Origin of the sequence: Aliihoeflea sp., assembly GCF_052435475.1 — a bacterium.
In the GTDB taxonomy this organism is placed as follows: Bacteria; Pseudomonadota; Alphaproteobacteria; order Rhizobiales; family Rhizobiaceae; genus Aliihoeflea.
This window is the reverse complement of the sequence record NZ_JBQVMV010000007.1, coordinates 1-19,935: the sequence shown is the minus strand read 5'-3', so window position 1 is coordinate 19,935 and position 19,935 is coordinate 1. Positions and strand designations below refer to the sequence as shown.

Annotated in this window: 15 protein-coding genes and 1 riboswitch; of the genes, 6 read left to right on the top strand and 9 right to left on the bottom strand. The window is 63.7% G+C overall.

The genetic code is table 11. The annotated features are described in order from the left end of the window. Positions 1-9 precede the first annotated feature (9 nt). Positions 10-792 (bottom strand): SDR family NAD(P)-dependent oxidoreductase, encoded by a 783-nt coding sequence (locus tag ACT6QU_RS10025; RefSeq protein WP_444565614.1) that lies wholly within the window; start codon positions 790-792, stop codon positions 10-12. A gap of 526 nt (positions 793-1,318) precedes the next feature. On the opposite strand from ACT6QU_RS10025, the gene ACT6QU_RS10020 reads away from it, so the two are divergent. Continuing rightward, entirely contained in the window at positions 1,319-3,769 is a 2,451-nt protein-coding gene (locus ACT6QU_RS10020) for an SIR2 family NAD-dependent protein deacylase (RefSeq protein WP_444565613.1), read from the top strand. A gap of 36 nt (positions 3,770-3,805) precedes the next feature. On the opposite strand, the gene ACT6QU_RS10015 is transcribed toward ACT6QU_RS10020, so the two are convergent. After that, a complete protein-coding gene (locus ACT6QU_RS10015; protein WP_444565612.1) occupies positions 3,806-5,710 on the bottom strand; it encodes a propionyl-CoA synthetase in 1,905 nt (634 codons plus the stop codon). A 111-nt stretch (positions 5,711-5,821) separates the two neighbouring features. Between ACT6QU_RS10015 and ACT6QU_RS10010 the strand changes: the two genes are divergently transcribed. After that, positions 5,822-5,983, top strand: coding sequence for a hypothetical protein (locus ACT6QU_RS10010; RefSeq protein WP_444565611.1), 162 nt, complete (start codon positions 5,822-5,824; stop codon positions 5,981-5,983). On the opposite strand, the gene ACT6QU_RS10005 is transcribed toward ACT6QU_RS10010, so the two are convergent. Together ACT6QU_RS10005 and ACT6QU_RS10000 are read right to left on the bottom strand one after the other, a co-directional pair. Continuing rightward, complete coding sequence (locus ACT6QU_RS10005) at positions 5,980-6,711, bottom strand: SGNH/GDSL hydrolase family protein (protein WP_444565610.1); 732 nt, start codon at positions 6,709-6,711, stop codon at positions 5,980-5,982. The two genes, ACT6QU_RS10010 and ACT6QU_RS10005, sit on opposite strands and share 4 nt — an antisense overlap. Before the next feature lie 142 nt (positions 6,712-6,853). Continuing rightward, positions 6,854-7,879, bottom strand: coding sequence for a class I fructose-bisphosphate aldolase (locus tag ACT6QU_RS10000; RefSeq protein ID WP_444565609.1), 1,026 nt, complete (start codon positions 7,877-7,879; stop codon positions 6,854-6,856). Positions 7,880-8,056: 177 nt separating this feature from the next. Next, positions 8,057-8,158, top strand: a riboswitch (TPP riboswitch). 39 nt (positions 8,159-8,197) lie between these two features. Here ACT6QU_RS10000 and thiB point away from each other — a divergent pair. From thiB to ACT6QU_RS09980, 4 genes are all read left to right on the top strand, one after another. Beyond that, positions 8,198-9,193: a thiamine ABC transporter substrate binding subunit gene (gene thiB, locus ACT6QU_RS09995; protein WP_444836875.1), complete on the top strand. Its 996-nt coding sequence runs from the start codon at positions 8,198-8,200 to the stop codon at positions 9,191-9,193. A 232-nt stretch (positions 9,194-9,425) separates the two neighbouring features. Further along, positions 9,426-11,024, top strand: a complete 1,599-nt coding sequence (gene thiP / locus ACT6QU_RS09990; protein ID WP_444565974.1) for a thiamine/thiamine pyrophosphate ABC transporter permease — start codon at positions 9,426-9,428, stop codon at positions 11,022-11,024. Then, a complete protein-coding gene (thiQ, locus tag ACT6QU_RS09985; protein ID WP_444565973.1) occupies positions 11,000-11,746 on the top strand; it encodes a thiamine ABC transporter ATP-binding protein in 747 nt (248 codons plus the stop codon). The genes thiP and thiQ overlap by 25 nt, the downstream gene beginning before the upstream one ends. Positions 11,747-11,925: 179 nt before the next feature. Continuing rightward, entirely contained in the window at positions 11,926-13,410 is a 1,485-nt protein-coding gene (locus ACT6QU_RS09980; protein WP_444565972.1) for a M48 family metalloprotease, read from the top strand. 12 nt (positions 13,411-13,422) lie between these two features. Here ACT6QU_RS09980 and ACT6QU_RS09975 read toward each other — a convergent pair whose 3' ends face one another. From ACT6QU_RS09975 to ACT6QU_RS09955, 5 genes are all read right to left on the bottom strand, one after another. After that, a complete protein-coding gene (locus ACT6QU_RS09975; RefSeq protein WP_444565971.1) occupies positions 13,423-14,283 on the bottom strand; it encodes an RNA polymerase factor sigma-32 in 861 nt (286 codons plus the stop codon). A gap of 286 nt (positions 14,284-14,569) precedes the next feature. Beyond that, complete coding sequence (locus tag ACT6QU_RS09970; RefSeq protein ID WP_024587270.1) at positions 14,570-15,148, bottom strand: CarD family transcriptional regulator; 579 nt, start codon at positions 15,146-15,148, stop codon at positions 14,570-14,572. Between the two features lie 398 nt (positions 15,149-15,546). Further along, entirely contained in the window at positions 15,547-15,885 is a 339-nt protein-coding gene (fdxA, locus tag ACT6QU_RS09965; protein ID WP_444565970.1) for a ferredoxin FdxA, read from the bottom strand. Between the two features lie 128 nt (positions 15,886-16,013). Next, entirely contained in the window at positions 16,014-16,394 is a 381-nt protein-coding gene (locus ACT6QU_RS09960; RefSeq protein ID WP_444565969.1) for an RNA-binding S4 domain-containing protein, read from the bottom strand. Then, positions 16,395-19,553, bottom strand: a complete 3,159-nt coding sequence (locus tag ACT6QU_RS09955; RefSeq protein WP_444836605.1) for a helicase-related protein — start codon at positions 19,551-19,553, stop codon at positions 16,395-16,397. It lies immediately after the preceding gene. Positions 19,554-19,935 lie beyond the last annotated feature (382 nt).

Sequence of the window (19,935 nt, the reverse complement as noted above, 5' to 3'; positions counted from 1 at the left end):
AGCTGTCAGCTACTTCACGGGAACCGTGTAGTTCAACGGCAGCCGCCCGCCATCGGCGTAGATGGTCTGGCCGGTGATGTAGGAGGCGTCGTCGGAGGCGAGGAAGGCGGCGACGGAGGCGATTTCGGACGGCTCGCCGATGCGGCCCATGGGCGTGCGCGACAGGATGCGGTTCTTGGCCGCCGGGTCGGCATTCACGGCCGACAGCATGTCGGTCATGATCGAGCCCGGCCCGATGGCGTTGACGCGGATGCCGTAGGGCGCGAGCGCCAGCGCCATGACCTTGGTCAACTGCATCACGCCGCCCTTGGAGATCGAATAGGGCACCTGGTTGGGCAGCGCGAAGACGGCGTTGATCGACGACATGTTGACGATGCTGCCTGCCGGCTTGCCGTCATTGACCTTGTCGACCATGAAGCGGGCGACCGCCTGCCCCGCCAGGAACGAGCCCTTCAGGTTGACGGCGAGGACGCGGTCGAAATCCTCCTCGGAAATCTCCAGGAACTCCGCGCCGTGGACGATGCCGGCATTGTTGACGAGGACGTCGATGTCGCCGAAGGCGTCGATGGTGGCGGCGACCATGTTGTGGACGTCGAGCCGCTTCGACACGTCGGCCTTCACGAAGCGCGCATCGCCGAGCTTTTGCAGATCGGCCTCGGCGCGCTCGCCCTTCTCGACGTCGATGTCGGCGAACATCACGCGGGCGCCCTCGCGCAGGAAACGCTCCGCGATCGCATAGCCGATGCCGCCCGCCGCCCCCGTCACGATCGCCGTCTTTCCGTCCAGTGCCATGTCGTCATCCTTCTTCTTTGGGGCGTTATAGCGGGTGGGGGAGAAGGGGAAAAGGCGCGGCAGCCAAGCGTCATCGGCACCGCGCCGTATCGGCCGGATCATGCAAAGGAGAAAGTCGGGAAGGCGGCGGTCTGCGTCTCGCTTCCTGATTTCTAAATGTAACGCGATCCGCAGACCGTCGCCCAGTGTCTGTCGCGCCTTCGGCCGGTCACAGACGCGCCTTTGACAAGGTGCGCCCGCGGCTTTTCCCGCATGGATTTTGCGCTTCTGCCTCGAAGGCATTGCCCGCCGCCCACGCCGACCTGTCCCGCGCCCTCACGTGCCTGTGGTTTACCACGCCACAGGGGGAGGCCACCGCCGCCCTGCCAAATCCCGGTCCGGACCGGTTCCCGTCAGAGCGATGGGAGGGATTGTAGGGGAGGTTGTGGGGAGGGGGATAAGATTTGTGTGGATTGGCTCCGGTTGTACTTCGCCTATTGACGGCGGATCGTGACCCGTCTCTATTTGAACGAAACGTGGGGGACTCATGTCTGAAGATGCTTTAGAAGAGGCGATTAACGACATTAGCGGCGGTTCAGCCATATGTTTCGTCGGGGCCGGATTTTCTTGGGGAGCGACTGATGCTCAAGGAAAGCTTGTTCCTAGTGTTGCAGATCTTTGCGCAGAGATTTGTGAGTTTCCTGGTTTGCAGAATGAAAAGACTGCGCAACTTACCGATCTCGCCGAATTCTGTAATGATGACCCAGTACTGAAGCAGCGGCTGGTGATCCATCTCATCAATCGGTTGACCGCTTGCATACCCAGCGATGCGCATTATCGCGTGATGAACATGCCATGGCGCGCGGTATTTACAACAAACTTTGATGACGTTGCAGAGAGAGCCTTGAAGGGGCACGGCCCGCTTGTCGTTACACCAGTCTTTGACGTTAGAAATTTGCGCTCGGATCGTCGTCCGCTGTATTATCTTCACGGTCGAGCGTCGGATTTTTTAGATGGTGTAGACGATCCACAAATTGTGCTTTCAGAATCAAATTATCTCGAGATTCGAAATCAGAATCGCAATCTGTATTCGGCCTTTGAGAATGAAATACACTGCGCAAGTACCATTGTGTTCATAGGCTATTCACTGAGAGATGCCGAAATTGCAACCCGTCTTTTCGCGATAGACGGCATGAGAGAAAAGTCCGTCGTTATTTGCGGTTCATCGGAAACAATGGTTACGCTGAGTCGTCTGAAAAAATTTGGTACCCCCTATCCTATAGGTGTCGACGGGTTTGCCGCGCGCCTCCCGGACGCAAAAAACATATCTGCCCTGCGACGGGATGAGAAAAATCTGAATTTCGTAAATAGACGGGAACCCGTTGCCGCCAAATCAGAAGTTGAAAGCAGCGATGTAGACGGATTGTTGCTTTCGGGCGATTTTGACTATAGCGCTTTCGCAAATCAACAGCGACAATCTAATTTAACACCAGAGTATTGCATTGTTCGGTCGCGCCATATCGAGGCGATATTCAACGCCAAGGTCAACCGATTTCTTGTAACATCTGATCTCGGAAATGGAAAATCCGTATTTTTGAATCAGATGATATTCGAGGGCCATGCACGCGGCTTTGAGATTTTTTCTATTGAAACGCAGTTGCCCGAAATTTTCGCCGAGCTTGACGTCTTATTGGCTTCGCCTTCAAAGCGGATGTTCATAATCGACAGTCTAGTTCGGTTCCGCAAGGTCGTAAGGTATATCGGAAAGCGGTTGCCGAGCACTAGCATGTTAGTCTGTGCGTCTGGCCAAAACTTCGATGAAGCAAGTTACGCAAGTATCATTGACGATATGGGTGGCGCTTATCGAGAGATCGATTTGAACGGTCTCGACACGGCTGAACTGGCCAACTGGGATCGTCTGCTGGAGCGATGGGGCTTTTGGGAAGGGAGAATTGAAGAAAGTTCAGTGGATCGAATACGATTTCTGCAAACGCAATGTGGCGCGGAAAACAGATCCATTGTTCTGTCGCTATTTCGCGAGTCGCGCTTAAGTAAAAAAATTGACGAAATCGTTAGCTTCTTTCTTACAAAGAGCCCACAACATTCGAAGGCGTTTATCGCAATTCTGATTAACTCGATCTGTCAGAATCATGTGGACTGGCTGCGTATTGTGGATTGGTTGGATATTGATAATGCAGAGCTGAGGACGGCTGTTCTTTCGTCCCCCGTAGGGGATTTTATGAGTGGACGTCATAGTTGGTATGAATTTACCTCCACCGAGCTGGCATCATACATATTCAACAATTATGATTTTGAGGTCGATCAGATCGTTGAAGTTTATACCAAAATTGTTCGGGAAACGGCATACAGCGCGAACGACCCACGAGGAGGGTATGACGCACGAGAAAATCTTAAGGAGTTGATGCGCTATCGATTTTTGACGCGCTTATTCTCTCGCCCCGCCTTAGGCGATATTGCAATCAATGCCGTATATCAACGGCTCTCAAAAGTTCCAAGAATACGCGACAATGACCAATTCTGGTTGCAGTATGCGATGGCGCGTATGGAGGTCGACGATCTCACGAGCGCCGAGACTTATCTGAGCACCGCTATAGGACTTGCTTCTAAAAGGGGGCAAGAATACTCAAAAAACCAGATAATAGATCAGCAAATACGACTCGTTTTTATGAAAAACGCTCGATCGAAATCGAGTGTGAACAAGCGCGAATTGTTGACTGCAGCAAAAAATATTGAAACGCTAATTAAAGACAAGAGTGCGCCGGTCGTTCACCCGCTTAGATCCGCAGTGCATTTACTTGAGTTGCTTGATAGCAAGGCAGATCAGCTGGATAAAGCAACAGTTGTTAGTCTCAAAGATACAGTTATGTTGATGAAGGACAGCGTGCCGGAGGGGCGATTGGACAAGTCTCAGAAGGGAGAAACCGAGGCAATTCGAAAGAATCTGAGGTTGTGTTCATTAGTGCTTGAGAGCCTGTAATGACGACTGATTGCCTCGCTTAAGTCTTTTTTGATCTTACCCGATCACCCCCCGCGTCCTTAACGCCTCTGTCACCTCCTCCAAGATCGCCGGATCATCAATCGTCGCCGGCATCGTCCACGCCTCCCTGTCCACGATCTTCTGCATCGTCGCGCGCAGGATTTTGCCGGAGCGGGTCTTGGGCAGGCGTTTGACCGGGACGACGGTCTTGAGGGCGGCTATGGCGCCGATGCGGTTGCGGACGAGGGCGATGATTTCGCGTTCGATTTCGGCGGCCGGGCGGTCGACGCCGGCGTTGAGGACGATGAAGCCGCATGGCACCTGACCCTTCATCTGGTCGACTATCCCGATGACGGCGCATTCGGCGACGTCGGGGTGTTCGGACAGGACCTCCTCCATCGCGCCGGTCGAGAGGCGGTGGCCGGCGACGTTGATGATGTCGTCGGTGCGGGCCATGATGAAGAGGTAGCCGTCCTCGTCGATGATGCCGGCGTCGGCCGTCTTGTAGTAGCCGGGGAACTCGGCGAGATAGGCGCTTTTGAAGCGCTCGTCGGCGTGCCAGAGCGTCGGCAGGCTGCCGGGGGGCAGGGGCAGCTTCGCCACCACGTTGCCGAGCGTGCCGCGCGGGACGGGGTGGCCGGAATCGTCGAGGATTTCCATCTGCCAGCCGGGCATGGGCACGCCGGGCGAGCCGTACTTGACCGGCAGCGCGCCGATGCCGACCGGGTTCTGCGTGATCGGCGCGCCGGTTTCCGTCTGCCACCAATGGTCGATGACGGGCTTTTCGAGCTGGTTTTCCGCCCATTTGATCGTTTCGGGATCGGCGCGCTCGCCGGCCAGGAACAGGGTTCGGAATTTCGTCAGGTCGTATTTCCTGATGAACTCGCCCTTCGGGTCCTGCCCCTTGATTGCGCGGAAGGCGGTGGGGGCGGTGAAGAGGGCGACGACCTTATGGTCGGAAATCACGCGCCAATAGGTGCCCGCATCGGGCGTGCCGACGGGCTTGCCCTCGAACAGGATCGTGGTGCAGCCATGGATGAGCGGGGCGTAGACGATGTAGGAATGGCCGACGACCCAGCCGACATCCGACGCCGCCCAGAACGCCTCGCCCGGCTGGATGCCGAACTCGTTTTCCATCGACCAGGCGAGCACGACCAGATGGCCGCCATTGTCGCGCAGCACGCCCTTGGGCTGGCCGGTCGTGCCGGAGGTGTAGAGGATGTAGAGCGGGTCGGTGGCCTTGACGGTGACGCACGGGACGTCGCGGGCGTCGGACTTGGCTTTGGCCACAGTGGACGCGTAGTCGATGTCGCGGCCGGGGGTGAGGGCGGCGGGTTGCTGCTCGCGCTGCAGGACGATGACGGTCTCGACCTTGTGCTTCGCGATGTCGATCGCGCCGTCATAGAGGGGCTGGTAGGCGATCGTGCGGCCGGGCTCCAGCCCGCAGGAGGCGGTGATGATGGCTTTCGGCTTGGCATCGTCGATGCGGGTGGCGAGCTCGCGCGCGGCAAAGCCGCCGAAGACGACCGAATGGACCGCGCCGAGGCGGGCGCAGGCGAGCATGGCGATGGCGGCTTCGGCGACCATCGGCATGTAGATGATGACGACGTCGCCCTTGCCGATGCCGTTGTCAGACAAGACGGCGGCGAGGGCGACGATCTCGGCCTTGAACTCGGCATAGGTGAATTTGCGCGACGTGCCGGTGATGGCGCTGTCGTGGATCAAAGCGAGCTGGTCGGCCCGGCCGCGCTCGACGTGGCGGTCGACGGCGTTGTAGCAGGTGTTGCATTCGGCGTCGGGGAACCAGCGGCCGTAAATGCCGGCGGACGGGTCGAATATCTTCTGCGGCTCGCGGGTCCAGTCGACGAGTTTGGCCGCGTCGCGCCAGAAGGCTTCCGGGTCGGATTTCCAGAATTCGTAGACCTGATGATAGCGCGACATGCGGTTCCTCCCTTGGCCCCGAATTGGTAGCCGGGAGAGGCGCGGCGTGTCCAGTTCGGCAAAAGTCGGACGGGCTGCTATGAGGGGGGCGTCGAATCGCGAGGAGCCGAGATGCAAACGAAAGTGGTGGCGTTCCTGTTCATCGCCGCCATGGTGGTTCAGGTCATCAAGCCGCTCGGCCTGCCGGGGCTGAAGAGGCGCGGCGACTTCTGGAAGATCGCGGTGGCGGCGATCGCGGTGATGATGCTGACCGTATTGATCAGGCCAAGTTAGGCTTCGGTGATGCGGGTATCGAGAAGCAGCGGGAGCAGGTGCTCGGCCCAGCGGTCGTAGCCGGCTTCCGATGCGTGGAAGCCGTCGAGCGAGAAGCCGGCGACGGGGTCGTCGATCGGCAGGCGTGTGGCGGGCACGGCGCCGCGTTCCAGGCACAGGCGATGGCCCCAATAGTTGATGAGCCCGGCGCGGATTTCGAGGATGCGGCCAAGCGCCGGCGGCAGGGCCGGCATCAGCGACATTTCGACGACCGGCGACCAGACGACGCGCGCCTCGGGCCATTTCGCCCTGAGCGCGTAAAGGAGCGTGCCGAATTCGCGGTTGAAGCGGGCGCCGGTGTGGAAGTTCTTGGCGTCGTTGGAGCCGACGGTGAGCACCAGATGCGTCCAGTGGCCGGGGTCCATGTTGGGCACGACATGGTCGCGCAGGCGCCCGGCGGTGGCGGAGTTGAAGCCGGCGGCGCGCCAGACGACCGGCCGTCCGGTCGCCTCATGCGCGCGGTGGGCGATGCGGGCGGCAAGGCCGCGTTCGGAGGATTCGACGCCGACGGATGCAGCGGATGAATCGCCGAGGACGAGGAGGTTGATGGGTTCGCCGGTGCCTTCGATGTGGTGGATGACCGGGCCTTCAGCCGGCAGCATGCGGACGATGCGACGGCGCACGGTGAGTCCCTGCCAGACATAGACGGGGAAGGCGAGCCAGGTGAGGAGGGGGAGAAGGCTGGGCATGGCGCGTATATAAAAGCGCGGGGGCGGAAAGAAAAAGCGGCACTTTGTCCATTGCCGCGCCGCGCCCCCACTCCGTCGCGCTTCGCGCGCCACCTCTCCCCCTCAAAAGGGGAGAGGACCCAAGCTGGACAGGCGCTGGCGATCAGCCCTGCTTTTCGAGGTCGGGCGACCACTTGCCCTGCGCGGCGAGCCCGTTCATGCGGGCGCGGTGGGCGAAGGCATTCTGGGCCGCAGTGACGTTGTCCTTTTTGCCGGCCCAGGCCTTCTGCGGGGCGGCCTGGAGGGCGCGGCCGTAGGAGAAGGTGAGCTTCCACGGCAGCGGGCCGGCGGCGTTCATGGCGTTGAGGTTGGCGGTCGCTTCCTCGTCGGACTGGCCGCCGGAAAGGAAGGCGATGCCGGGAACGGCGACGGGGACGGTTTCGCGGAAGACCTTCAGCGTCTTCTCGGCGACCTCCTCGGGCGAAGCCTTGGTGCCGGACTTCTTGCCGGGAATGACCATGTTCGGCTTGAGGATCGTGCCGGCGAGGTTGACGTCGGCGGCGTAGAGCTCGGAGAAGAGCTGCAGCAGCGTGACCTTGGTGACCTCGTAGCAGGTGTCGATGTCGTGCGTGCCGTCCATCAGCACTTCCGGCTCGACGATCGGCACGATGCCGGCTTCCTGGCAAAGTGCGGCGTAGCGGGCGAGCGCGTGGCAGTTGGCGTCGATGGCGGTTGCCGACGGGACGTTCTCGTTCTCGTCGATGTCGATCACGGCGCGCCATTTGGCGAAGCGTGCGCCGAGCTTGTAGTAGTCGGCGAGGCGTTCGCGCAGGCCGTCGAGGCCCTCGGTGATGGTGTCGCCCGGGAAGCCGGCGAGCGGCTTGGCGCCGGCATCGACCTTGATGCCGGGAATGGCGCCGGCAGCCTTGATGATGTCGACGAGCGGGGTGCCGTCGGCGGCCTTCTGGCGGATCGTCTCGTCATAGAGGATGACGCCGGAGATGTGGTTCTTCATCGCGTCGTCGGCGCGGAACATCAGCTCGCGATAGTCGCGACGGCTGTCTTCGGTCGACTCCACGCCGATCGCATCGAAACGCTTCTTGATCGTGCCGGAGCTTTCGTCGGCGGCCAGGATGCCCTTGCCGTCTGCCACCATGGCGAGCGCGATGTCTTCGAGACGTTCCGTCATCTTGCATATTCTCCTGATGAAATGATTGGGATGGCGCATAGCAGATGGGTCGGACAAACGGAATGCCGCGCCAAGTGCTCCAATCGATTGAATGATCGGAAAAGCCATCGAAGCGGGAAATGGTTACCGGCCAAGGCGGGCATCTTGCGCCCGATGGTCGCTCATTCTATGTGTTGAAGCACTCTAACGGGGTGCCGCGCGATGCGGCTGAGAGGCGAATGCCAACCCGCAGAACCTGATCCGGTTTGTACCGGCGGAGGGATTAGACGCGAACCATTTTAGCGCCTGTCCTTCAACCCATGTTTGAAAGGAAGGTGCATGATGAAATCCATTCCCGTTCTGGCCATCGCCATGGCGATCTCGCTGCCCGCAACCGCGCAGGAGACACTAACGGTCTATACGTATGAGAGCTTCACCGCCGAATGGGGACCGGGGCCGCTGGTCAAGTCCGCATTCGAGGCCGAGTGCGGCTGCACGGTGAATTTCGTCTCCGCCGCAGACGGCGTCGCGCTGTTGAACCGGCTGAAGCTCGAGGGCGAAGGAACCGAGGCCGACATCGTGATGGGGCTCGACACGAATTTGACGCATGAGGCGCGGGAAAGCGGGCTGTTCGCACCGCATGGCATTTCGCTGGAGAACGTCTCGGTGCCGGGCGGCTGGACGGACGACATGTTCGTGCCGTTCGACTATGGCTATTTCGCCTTCGTCTATGACACCGAGGCGATCGACACGCCGCCGGCCAGCCTTGCCGAACTCGTCGATGGCGATCCGGAGCAGAAGATCGTCATCCAGGACCCGCGCACATCGACGCCGGGCCTCGGCCTGCTGCTCTGGATGAAGGCGGTCTATGGCGATGAGGCCGAGGCGGCGTGGGAGAAATTGTCGGCACGTGTGCTGACCGTGACGCCCGGCTGGAGCGAGGCCTACGGGCTCTTCACCTCCGGCGAAGCGCCGATGGTGCTCTCCTATACGACGTCGCCTGCGTATCACCAGATCGCCGAGCGCACCGACCGCTATCAGGCGGCGATCTTCGAGGAAGGGCATTATCTGCAGGTGGAGGTTGCGGCGGCGACGGTGAAGGGGGCGGAGAACCCGCTGACGAAGGAGTTTTTGGCGTTCATGACGGGGCCGGGGTTCCAGGATGCGATTCCGGAGCACAACTGGATGTTTCCCGCCGGGCCGACTTCGGAGCCGCTGAACCCGGTGTTCGAGGATGCGGTGGCGCCGGAGGACGCGCTGCAATTGCCGGCGGAGGAGATTGCGGGGAAGCGCAGCGCGTGGGTGGATGAGTGGTTGGGGGTGATGAGCAGGTAGGGGTGGGCGTGTGTGCCATACGGACGCTTTGCTTGATGAGGCACCTCCTTCGCGCCCCCCTCTGCCCTGCCGGGCATCTCCCCCGCGAGGGGGGAGATCATTCTCGTTGGCGTCCTGCTCGTCCTGAAAAGCCGTTCGCGCGGGCTTTGATGTGCGTGATCTCCCCCCTTGCGGGGGAGATGGCCGGCAGGTCAGAGGGGGGCAACGTAGGGCGTTACATTGCCGGAACGAAATGACTTCGCGCCTTTTTCCCGGCATTCTCGCCCTCGTCGCTATCGCGATCCTCGTCGGGGGCGCGTTCGTCGGCCTCATCGTCGAAGCGGGACGAGATTTTTCCGGCGCGGTCGGTGCGTTCGATCCCTATCTGTTGCGCGTCGCGCGGTTCACGCTCTGGCAGGCCGCGCTGTCGACGCTCGTTTCCGTCATCCCTGCCATCTTCGTTGCGCGGGCACTTGCGCGGCGGCCGGATTTCATCGGAAGGCGGTTGATTTTGGCGCTCTTCGCCGTGCCGCTTGCGCTGCCGGCCATCGTCGCGGCGTTGGGCGTGCTGGCGCTTCTCGGGCGAGCGGGGTTGCTGGCCGAGCCGCTCTCCGCGCTGACGGGCGCGCGGTGGCAGGGGATTTATGGACTGTCCGGCATCCTGGTCGCGCATGCCTTCTTCAACCTGCCGCTGGCGACGCGGCTGCTCCTGCAGGCGCTCGAAACCGTGCCGAACGACCGCTGGCGGCTGGCGAGCCAACTCGGGTTCGGGCCGTGGGCGACGTTTCGCTTCGTCGAATGGCCGGTGCTGCGCGCGAGCCTTGCCGGTGTGACGGGGCTGGTCTTCATGCTGTGCGTGACGTCGTTCACCATCGTCCTGATCCTTGGCGGCGGGCCGCGTGCGACGACGCTGGAGGTCGCAATCTACCAGGCGCTGCGGTTCGATTTCGACCCGGCGCGGGCGGTGGCGCTGGTGGCGGTGCAGGTCGCGCTGACGCTTGCCGCGGTGCTCGCGCTGCGCAGGGTGGGCGGCAATCTGGTGGCGGATGCGACGATCGGAATTGCCGCTCGGCGCCCGGTGCAGCGCGGCTGGGCCGGGGGGGGTGCCGACGGGGTTCCGATCATTCTCGCCCTGTTGTTCGTCGCGGCGCCGATGGCGGCGATCGTGATTTCCGGGCTGCGGGCGGATTTGATGCGGCTTGCGGGCGATCCGGCCGTTCATGCGGCGACCATGACCAGCCTGCAGCTTTCCGCGCTTGCCGCCTGCGGGACGCTGCTTCTCGCCGTCTCGCTCGTGCGGGCGCGCCAGCGCATGGAAGCGGCGCGGCGCGGCGGGTCGGCCGGGATGCTGGAACGGGCGATGGATACGGGCGCGGGTTTCGTGCTTGTCGTGCCGCCGATCGTCGTCGGGGCGGGGTGGTTCATCCTTCTGCGACAATCGGGCAACGTGCTGGCGCTGGCGGCGCCGATGGTGGTGGCGGTCAACGCCGTCATGGCGCTGCCATTTGCGCTGAGGGTCATTCGTCCGGAGCATGATGCGGCGGCGGCGCGCTATGATCGGCTGTCGGCCTCGCTGGGCCTGAGCGGGTTCTCGCGATTGCGGCTCGTCGACTGGCCGCTGATGCGCCGCCCGCTCGGCACTGCCTTCGCCTTCGCCATGGCGCTGTCGCTTGGCGATCTCGGCGTCATCGCGCTGTTCGGTTCGGATGCGGTGCAGACGCTGCCTTATCTCCTGCTGGCGCGGATGGGCAGCTATCGCACGGCGGATGCGGCGGGTATCGCGCTGATGCTTGCGCTTTTGACGCTGATCCTCATGCTGGCGGCCGAATGGTTTGGGCGAAGACGGACATGACGGGCGCGCGGTTGCAACTCGACAAGGTGCGTTTTGCCTATCCGGGCGGGGCGGCGATGCGCTTCGATCTCGATATCGCGGCGGGGAGCGTCGTCGCGCTGCTGGGGGCAAGCGGATCGGGAAAGTCGACGCTGCTGCACCTTGTCGCCGGCTTCGAGGAGCCGCGGGATGGGCGCATCCTGATCGACGGCGCGGACGTGACGGGGCTCGACCCGGCGAAGCGGCCGGTCTCGATGGTGTTTCAGGAGAACAATCTCTTCCATCATTTGACCGTCGCGCAGAATGTCGGACTCGGGCGCTCGCCTGCGCTGAAACTCTCGGCGCACGACCGGACGGACATCGGCGAGGCGCTGGGCGATGTCGGGCTCGGGGGCAAGGAAGAACGGCTGCCGTCCGAGCTTTCCGGCGGCGAGCGGCAGCGTGTCGCGATTGCCCGCGCGCTGGTGCGCCGGCGGCCTCTGCTGCTGCTCGACGAGCCCTTCGCCTCGCTCGGCCCGGCGCTGCGGGCGGAGATGGTGGGTCTGGTGCGTGGTCTTGCGGCCAAGACCGGGATGACGATCGTCTTCGTCAGCCACCAGCCGGAGGATGCGCGTGCGCTGGCGGGCCGAATCATCTTTCTTGCCGATGGCGCGATTGCGGCGGACGGGCCCGCCGAAAGCTTCTTCGGAACCGGAGCGCCGGCCGTTTTCCGCGACTATGCGGGCCGCCTGCCTGCGGTTTGACGGCAAAACGCCCGCATAAGACCACATTCGCGAGGCACAGAGCGGTGAGGCTGAAGGGGACTTGTCTTTCCTCAAGGATTCTGTTGTCTGCGCGGCATCGCGCCACCGCATGCGCCCGAGTCCCGTCGAAGAGTGGGGAGGCCGATCTGGCCGCACGAGCGATCGAACCTGATTTTGGCATGAAGGCCGGGCCGAAAAGCCTCGGCCGGCTGGCGATCGCGCTGATGCTGGCGACGGCGCTGACCTCCTGCCAGGCGTTCGACGCCGCTTCCCTCAACGAAGACGCGTTCCGCCCCTCCGCCAATCCGGTGACCGTCGACAGCGTGACGCGAGACGACCGCATGGCGGCGATCGCGCGCGAGCAGCATCCGCGCATCCTCGCCACCTATGGCGGCGAATATTCCGACCCGAAGCTGGAGCGCTCGATCGCGCGCATTGTCGGCTCGCTGACGCTCGATCCGGACAACCCGAACCAGACCTACCAGATCACCATCCTCAACTCGCCCAACATCAATGCCTTCGCGCTGCCGGGCGGGTTCCTGTATTTGACGCGCGGGCTGCTCGCGCTCGCCAATGATTCGGCGGAAGTCGCAGCCGTCGTCGCGCACGAGATGGCGCATGTGACGGCCAATCACGGCATCCAGCGCCAGCAAAAGGAAGCCGAGGAGGTGCTCGCCGCGCGCGTCGTCTCCGACGTTCTGGGCGGCGGCGACACGGGTGGGCAGGTCGCGCTGATCCGCGGCAAGCTGCGGCTTGCGCAGTTCTCGCGCAACCAGGAACTCGAGGCCGACGCGATCGGCATCAAGTCGATCGGTCGCGCCGGGTACGACCCTTATGCGGCGTCGCGCTTTTTGCAGTCGATGGCGGCCTATGCGGAATCGCGCACGGTGGAATCATCCGCCAATCGCAGCCTCGACTTCCTCGCCAGCCACCCCAATCCGCCGCAGCGCATCGACCTCGCCACCCGCCATGCGCGCCAGTTCGGCATGCCGGGCGTCGGCAACCGCGAGCGCAATTTGTTCCTCGACGGGGTCGACGGGATGCTGTTCGGCGATACGCCCGAAGAGGGCTTCGTGCGCGGCACGTCCTTCGTCCATCCGATCCTCGGCATCTCCTTCGACGTGCCGCAGGGCTTCGTCATCGACAATTCAGCCGCCGCCGTCACCGCCGCGGGGCCGGGCGACATGGCCGTGCGTTTCGACGGCGTGACGGTGGAGCCGCGCCAGTCGCTGACGGCCTACGTCCAGTCCGGCTGGGTGGCGGGGCTCGACCCGGCATCGGTGCGGCAGACGACGATCAACGGCAACGAGGCGGTGAACGCGGAGGCGCGCGCCGAGGGCTGGCAGTTCGACGTGACGCTGATCCGCTCGGGGCGGCAGGTGTATCGGCTGTTGACCGCCGCGCCGCTGGCGAGCAACAATCTGCAGAGCGTCGCGGGTTCGGTCGCGGCGAGCTTCCGGACGCTGTCGGATGCTGAAAAGGCGCAGATTCGGCCGCTGCGCATTCGCGTGGTTCAAGTCGGCGCGGGCGACAATGTCGCCTCGATGGCCGGGCGGATGGTCGGAACGGACCGGCCGATGGAACTGTTCCAGTTGCTCAACGGGCTCGGGCCGGGCGCCAGTCTTTCGGTCGGTGACCGGGTGAAGATCGTCTCCGACCGCTAAATCAGGAATTGATCAAGCGCTGGCGGCCATGTGCGGGTTGCCGTTGACGAGGGCGGTGCGCAGCTTCTCGATCGCGCGGCTTTCGATCTGACGCACGCGCTCCTTGGAAATGCCGAGCCGTTCGCCGAGCGATTCGAGCGTCGCGCCGTCTTCGCGCAGTCGGCGCTCGCGGATGATCTTCAACTCGCGTGGATTGAGCGCGGACAGTGCGCCCGACAGCCACTGGCTGCGGCGCTCCGTGTCGATCGTCTCGGTCGCCACCTCGTCGGGCAGGGGCGCGTCGGAGACAAGGAAGGACATGCGGTCCGTCCCACCGGGGGAATCGTCCATCACCGGCGCGTTGAGCGAGGTGTCGGGGCCGGAAAGGCGTGCATCCATGACCGCGACGTCGGCCTCGTTGACGCCCAGCGCGGCGGAGACCTGGCGGTAGAGATCGGCGTTGGAAAGGTTTTCGGGGCCGCTCTGCAGCTTGGCGCGCAGGCGACGCAGGTTGAAGAACAGCGCCTTTTGCGCCGACGACGTGCCGCCGCGCACGATCGACCAGTTGCGCAGGATATAGTCCTGCATCGACGCCCTGATCCACCAGGTCGCATAGGTGGAGAAACGGACCTCGCGGTCGGGCTCGAAGCGGGCGGCGGCCTCCAGCAGGCCGACATGGCCTTCCTGGATCAGGTCGCTCATCGACAGGCCGAAATGGCGGAACTTGGAGGCCATCGAGATGACGAGGCGCATGTGGGCGGTGGTGATCTTGTGGAGCGCGTTCTGGTCGCGGTTCTCTTTCCACTGGATCGCCAGTTCGAGCTCCTCCTCGCGGGCGAGATAGGGTGCCTTCATGGCTGCCCGGATCATCGAACTTCTTGAGCTACTTTCCATGGCCGGACCGCTCCCAATGTTGCAGCGTGGTCTTGTAATCTCTACGAGCCGCACCAAATTTCGGATCATCGAGCAGCATGAACCCTCCCTGCCTGCCGTCCGGTATTGACGCAGCGCACGAATTTTTGCGCGCACGTTTCAAACGCGGCGCCTGCGCTGCGGTTCCATGCGGAGCGTCATGGGCGGCGATCTGCGCCCTCAGCTTTTCGTGATCATGCGCCTGGCGAGAAACAAAAAGACCCGGCGCGAGGCCGGGTCTTTTGTGGGATGCGAGGTAGGAAGCGCTTTATGCGGCTTCTTCCTGCTCGGTCTCGGTCTCTTCATTGTCGGCCTTGGCGCCGCGCTTGGGACCCTTGTTCAAATTGACCTCAATCAGGCGCACGGCTTCCGTGTCGGAGACGCGGTTGACGGCGGCGATCTCGCGGGCCATGCGGTCGAGGGCCGCTTCGTAGAGCTGGCGCTCGGAATAGGACTGCTCGGGCTGGTTTTCGGCGCGGTAGAGGTCGCGCACGACTTCGGAGATCGAAATCAGGTCGCCCGAATTGATCTTCGCGTCATATTCCTGCGCGCGGCGCGACCACATGGTGCGCTTCACGCGGGCGCGGCCCTGGACGACCTTGAGCGCACGGTCGACGTAATCGGTCTCGGACAGCTTGCGCATGCCGATGGAGACGGCCTTGGCGACCGGCACCTTCAGGCGCATCTTGTCCTTCTGGAAATCGATGACGAAGAGTTCCAGCTTGTGGCCCGCGACTTCCTGTTCCTCGATCGTCGCGATCTGGCCCACGCCGTGGGCAGGATAGACGATGAACTCACCGGTCTTGAAACCGTTACGCGCCGCGGATTTCTTTTGCTGGGTTGCCATACGCCCGATACTCCCTGTTGCGATACCGGCCTCTGAAGGGGCCGGTCATCCGGAAACGGCCGGTGAAACCGGCCAGCATGGTGTCGGGACAAGAAAGTGGGACACGGGTGCCAAGGATAGAGCCATACTCACCTGAAAGGGTGAAGCGCGGCCCAGATCGCCCTGGTCCGAATTTTGTCCCACCCTTCAGTGATTAGTGCGCTTGCGCAATGAATCGACGTTTGTCACCGGCATGTCGTGATTGTGTAACACAAAATGTGGACAGAATCAACCATTTGCACTAGGCGGGCAACGCCAGCGCCGCTAAGGCGCGTCGTGATTCGCATCGGCTGCGGCGCGATGCCGCAGATCGGGCAGAAGCGGCGACTCAGTCGCCGGTGCCGGCCGGCTTCTCAGATTTAGTCGCCCGTTCCGGGCTCGGCCGAGAAATATTTCTCTAACTTGCCCTCTTCGCCGTCGAACTCCTTGGCGTCCGCCGGCGGCTCCTTCTTGGCCGTGATGTTCGGCCACTTCTGGGCGTATTCGGTGTTGATTTCAAGCCATTTCTCGAGCCCCGGCTCGGTGTCGGGCTTGATCGCCTCGGCCGGGCATTCCGGCTCGCAGACGCCGCAATCGATGCACTCGTCGGGATGGATGACGAGCATGTTGTCGCCTTCGTAGAAGCAGTCGACCGGGCACACCTCGATGCAGTCCATGTACTTGCACTTGATGCAATTGTCGGTGACGAGGTAGGTCATACGTGCCGGCTCCGGCCTTCCAAAGGCGCTGCAAAGTCTGTCGGCTGGTCACGTAGCGAGTTCGGGACGCCGTGACAAGGGTCGGGCGTTGCGCCAGCACCGGCCGCCGAGGAATGAATTTCTCCGGTTCAATCCCGGCCTTCGAAACGGTCGATCTCGCGGCGCTCGCGCTTGGTCGGCCGGCCGGACCCCGGATCGCGCTCGGCGACGGGCGCCGGTGCGGCCGCCTTGGCCTCGGGCGATGGCGAGAGGTCCTCGTAGAGGGTGCGGGCCTCCTCGAAGGGGCCGCGGCGCTTGCCGGGAAGCAGGATCTTCAGGACGAGGATGCGCCGGTCGAGCGAGATGGTGAGGACGTCGCCGGGCTTCACGGCCTGCGCCGCCTGGTCGATCTTCTCGCGGTTCAGCCGGACCTTGCCGGCCTGGACGAGCTTCGCCGCCAGCGAACGGGACTTCACCACGCGGGCGAAGAACAGCCATTTGTCGATCCGCTGGCGGGCGGTTCCTTCCATCTATTTCTTCAACTGCTCCTTGAGCGCGGCAAGCTTGGCGAAGGGCGAATCCGGGTCGAGCTTCGCCGGCTTGGCGTCGCGCGGAGGCTGGGCTTCCCAGCGCCGCTCGCCGGACGGCTTGCCGTCCCTTTGGCCATCGCGCTTGCCGCCGGGCTTGCCACCGCGCTGCCTCTCGTCGCGGCCGCGCTGCGGGCCGTTGCCGGCACCACGCTCCGGACGGCCGGGTGCGTCGCCGCGCGGCTTGCCGCGGAAGGCGCGCTTTTCGCCGGGGGCTTCGCCCTCGGCCGGAGCGGCGCCGCGATTGCGGGCGTTGCCGCGCTCGTTGCGGTTGCCCTGCTCGCGGCGCGGACGGCCCTCGAAGCGGCCCTGCCGCCAGATGGTGATGGTCTTCGGCGCCTCTGGCTCTTCGCCGGCGGCAGGCTCCTGCACGGCCGGCTCAGTCGCAGGTTCGGCGACGGTTTCGGCGGCAGGCTCTGCCGGGGATTCGGCTGCGGGCTCGGCAGGCGCTTCGGCCACCGGTTCCGCTACGACTTCGGCGACCGGCTCGGTGGCGGGTTCCTCGGTCGGTTGTGCGTCTTCCGGCACGGCTTCAGCGCTATCGGCGCTTTCGGCCGGAGCCGCTTCCGGAGTCTCGGGAGCCTTTTCGGCCTTGGCGCGCGCCTCGGCGTCGAACGTGTCGAGCTTTGCCTTCACCTCCGCCTCGGGCTTGGTCTCACCGCGATAGCCGAGGCCCTTGAGGATCTCGTCCATGTCTTCTGACGTCGCGCCGAGGATCGACATCATCGCCGGGGTGACGAGGAAGGCGTTGCCGTCGAACGCGCCTTCGGGGCGGGCGCCGCTGCCGGCCTTCCAGCCGAGTGCGGGGCGGATCAGGTCGGCGAGGCGTTCGAGAATGTCGACGCGGACGGCGCGGCGGCCGAGATTGCGGTAGCCGGCGAGGCGGTAGAATTCCTTGTCGATCGCCTGGTCGACGACGACCGAGGTGCGGCCCGAGGCGAGCGCGTTGACGACGTCGCCGAAGCCTGGCTTGTCCTTGCCGTCATTTCTCAGCGCCCAGAGGAGCGTGACGATGCCGGCCGGGCCGGGCTTGAGCAGCGCAGGCACGAAGACGTGGAAGGCGCCGAAGCGTACGCCAAGGCGGCGCAGCGCGGCGCGGGCTTCTTGGTCGAGACCGCGAACGTCCTCCGCGACGTCGCGGCGGTTCAGGAGGCCGAAATTCTCGACGAGCTGGAACGCGATGCCGCGCGCCATGCCGGAAAGCTGCTCGGCGGCCTGGAGATCGAAGAGCGGCTTGAGCGCCGTCTCGATCTGGTAGTTGACGAAGCGCTCGATGCGGGCGGCGACCTTGTCGCGCGCAGGGCCGGTCAACTGCTCGTCGGCAAGCAGGATCGCGCGCGGGCGCAGCGCGTCGTCGCCGGCCGTCAGCGTGGCGACGGGCGCGCCGATCCAGCGCACGAGGCCATCCGCCGTCAGCGCGAAATCGCCGTTCGCGGATGCGGAAAAGCGCTCGGCACGCGATTCGAACTCGGTCGCCAGCGCCTTCTGCGCGGCGGTGCGAACGGCCTTGGCGTCCTCGCCTTCCGCCTTCTGGTCGGCGGTGAAGCGGAAGCCCTGGAGCTCGCCCACATGGTGGCCCTCGACGAGGACCTCGCCGGTCGGATTGATTTCAGCTTCAAGCATACTGTTTTCTCTTAAGCGCCGCATCAGCACGGATGTCCTGCGGTCTACGAAGCGTTTCGTCAATCGCTCGTGAAGCGCATCGGACAATCTGTCCTCGATATCGCGTGTTTTTTCCTGCCAGTGGACCGGGTCTGCAAGCCAGCCCGGCCGGTTCGAAACGAAAGTCCAGGTGCGGATCTGGGCGATCCGGTGCGAAAGCGCGTCTATGTCGCCGACGGTCGAATCCGCCCGACGCACCTGCTCGGCCATGTAGTCGGCGTCGACATGACCTTTTGTGGCGAGGTCGATGAACATGGAGCCGATGAGCTCGGCGTGCTGTGCCGGCGCGATGCGGCGATAATCGGGCAGGGCGCAGGCGTCCCACAGCATGGCGACGCGCGTCGGCGAATTCGCCAGATCGCGCACGCGCGCGTCGCGCGAGAGGAAGTCGAGCGCCTTGGCGTCGACCGCCGGCAGCGCGCGCGTCAGGCCCTCGACGGGAGGCACGGCGTCGATCGATCGCTTGAGCGCATCGAGCGAGGAAAAGTCGAACTCGGCGCTGCGCCATTGCAGCACCTTCACGCTGTCGAAATTGTGCGCCTCGACGCGCTCCACCAGCTCGTCGGGCAGGGGATCGACCTGGCCGGTGACGCCGAACGTGCCGTCGCGCAGATGGCGGCCGGCGCGGCCGGCGATCTGGCCCATCTCGGCCGGGGTCAGTTCGCGATACTGGAAGCCGTCGAACTTGCGGTTCTGGGCAAAGGCGACGTGGTCGACGTCGAGATTCAGGCCCATGCCGATCGCGTCTGTGGCGATCAGATAGTCGACGTCGCCGGACTGGTAGAGCTGGACCTGGGCATTGCGGGTGCGCGGCGAGAGCGCACCGAGGACGACGGCGGCGCCGCCGCGCTGGCGGCGGATCAGCTCGGCGATGGCGTAGACCTCGTCGGTCGAGAAGGCGACGATGGCCGTGCGGCGCGGCAGGCGGGTCAGCTTCTTGGAGCCGGCATAGGCCAGATGCGACATGCGCGGGCGGGTGACGACCGAGACGCCGCGCAGGAGCTTTTCCAGGATGCCGCGCATGGTGGCGGCGCCGAGCAAAAGCGTTTCCTGACGGCCACGCAGATGGAGGATGCGGTCGGTGAAGATGTGGCCGCGCTCGAGGTCGGCGGCGAGCTGCACCTCGTCGATGGCGACGAAGGCGGCGTCCGTCTCGCGCGGCATCGCCTCGACCGTGCAGACGGAATAGCGCGCGCCGGGCGGCACGATCTTCTCCTCGCCGGTGATGAGCGCGACCTTCTTCTCGCCGACCTTCTCGCAAACGCGCGCATAGACCTCGCGCGCAAGCAGCCGCAGCGGCAGGCCGATGACGCCCGTCTCGTGCGCCACCATGCGCTCGATCGCCAGATGGGTCTTGCCGGTGTTGGTCGGACCGAGAATCGCGGTCACGTCGCGGCCAGACAGGATCAGGGGCTGCGACGGGCGGGGCTGGATGTTCATCTAATCAATAGGGCCTTTCCGGCCGACTGTCGTCGAGAACGGTTAGCATCGCGGTGGGCGCAAGTGAATGGCCGGGCGGGATGCCGGCCCCACATAGTGTGTCGTGGTGTCATTCGCCAGAGTGCCGGTGTGCGTGCAACCGGAACGAGTCCCGAACGAACCGGGACCGAATCGCTGACTCGGGGGATTCATGGTCTGTTCCGGTTGGGTGGGTTTCGGGGTCACGTTCGGGAAGTTTGTCCACCGTGTTTGCACAGGGAGTGCACCGGATGTGAACATTTTTTGCGAACGGGACCCCCACCCTGTATCCCTCCCCCTTGTGGAGATCGTTGCAAAATTGGCTGATTGTGATTCAGTCGTCTTTGTTTGGAGGCGGTTTGAT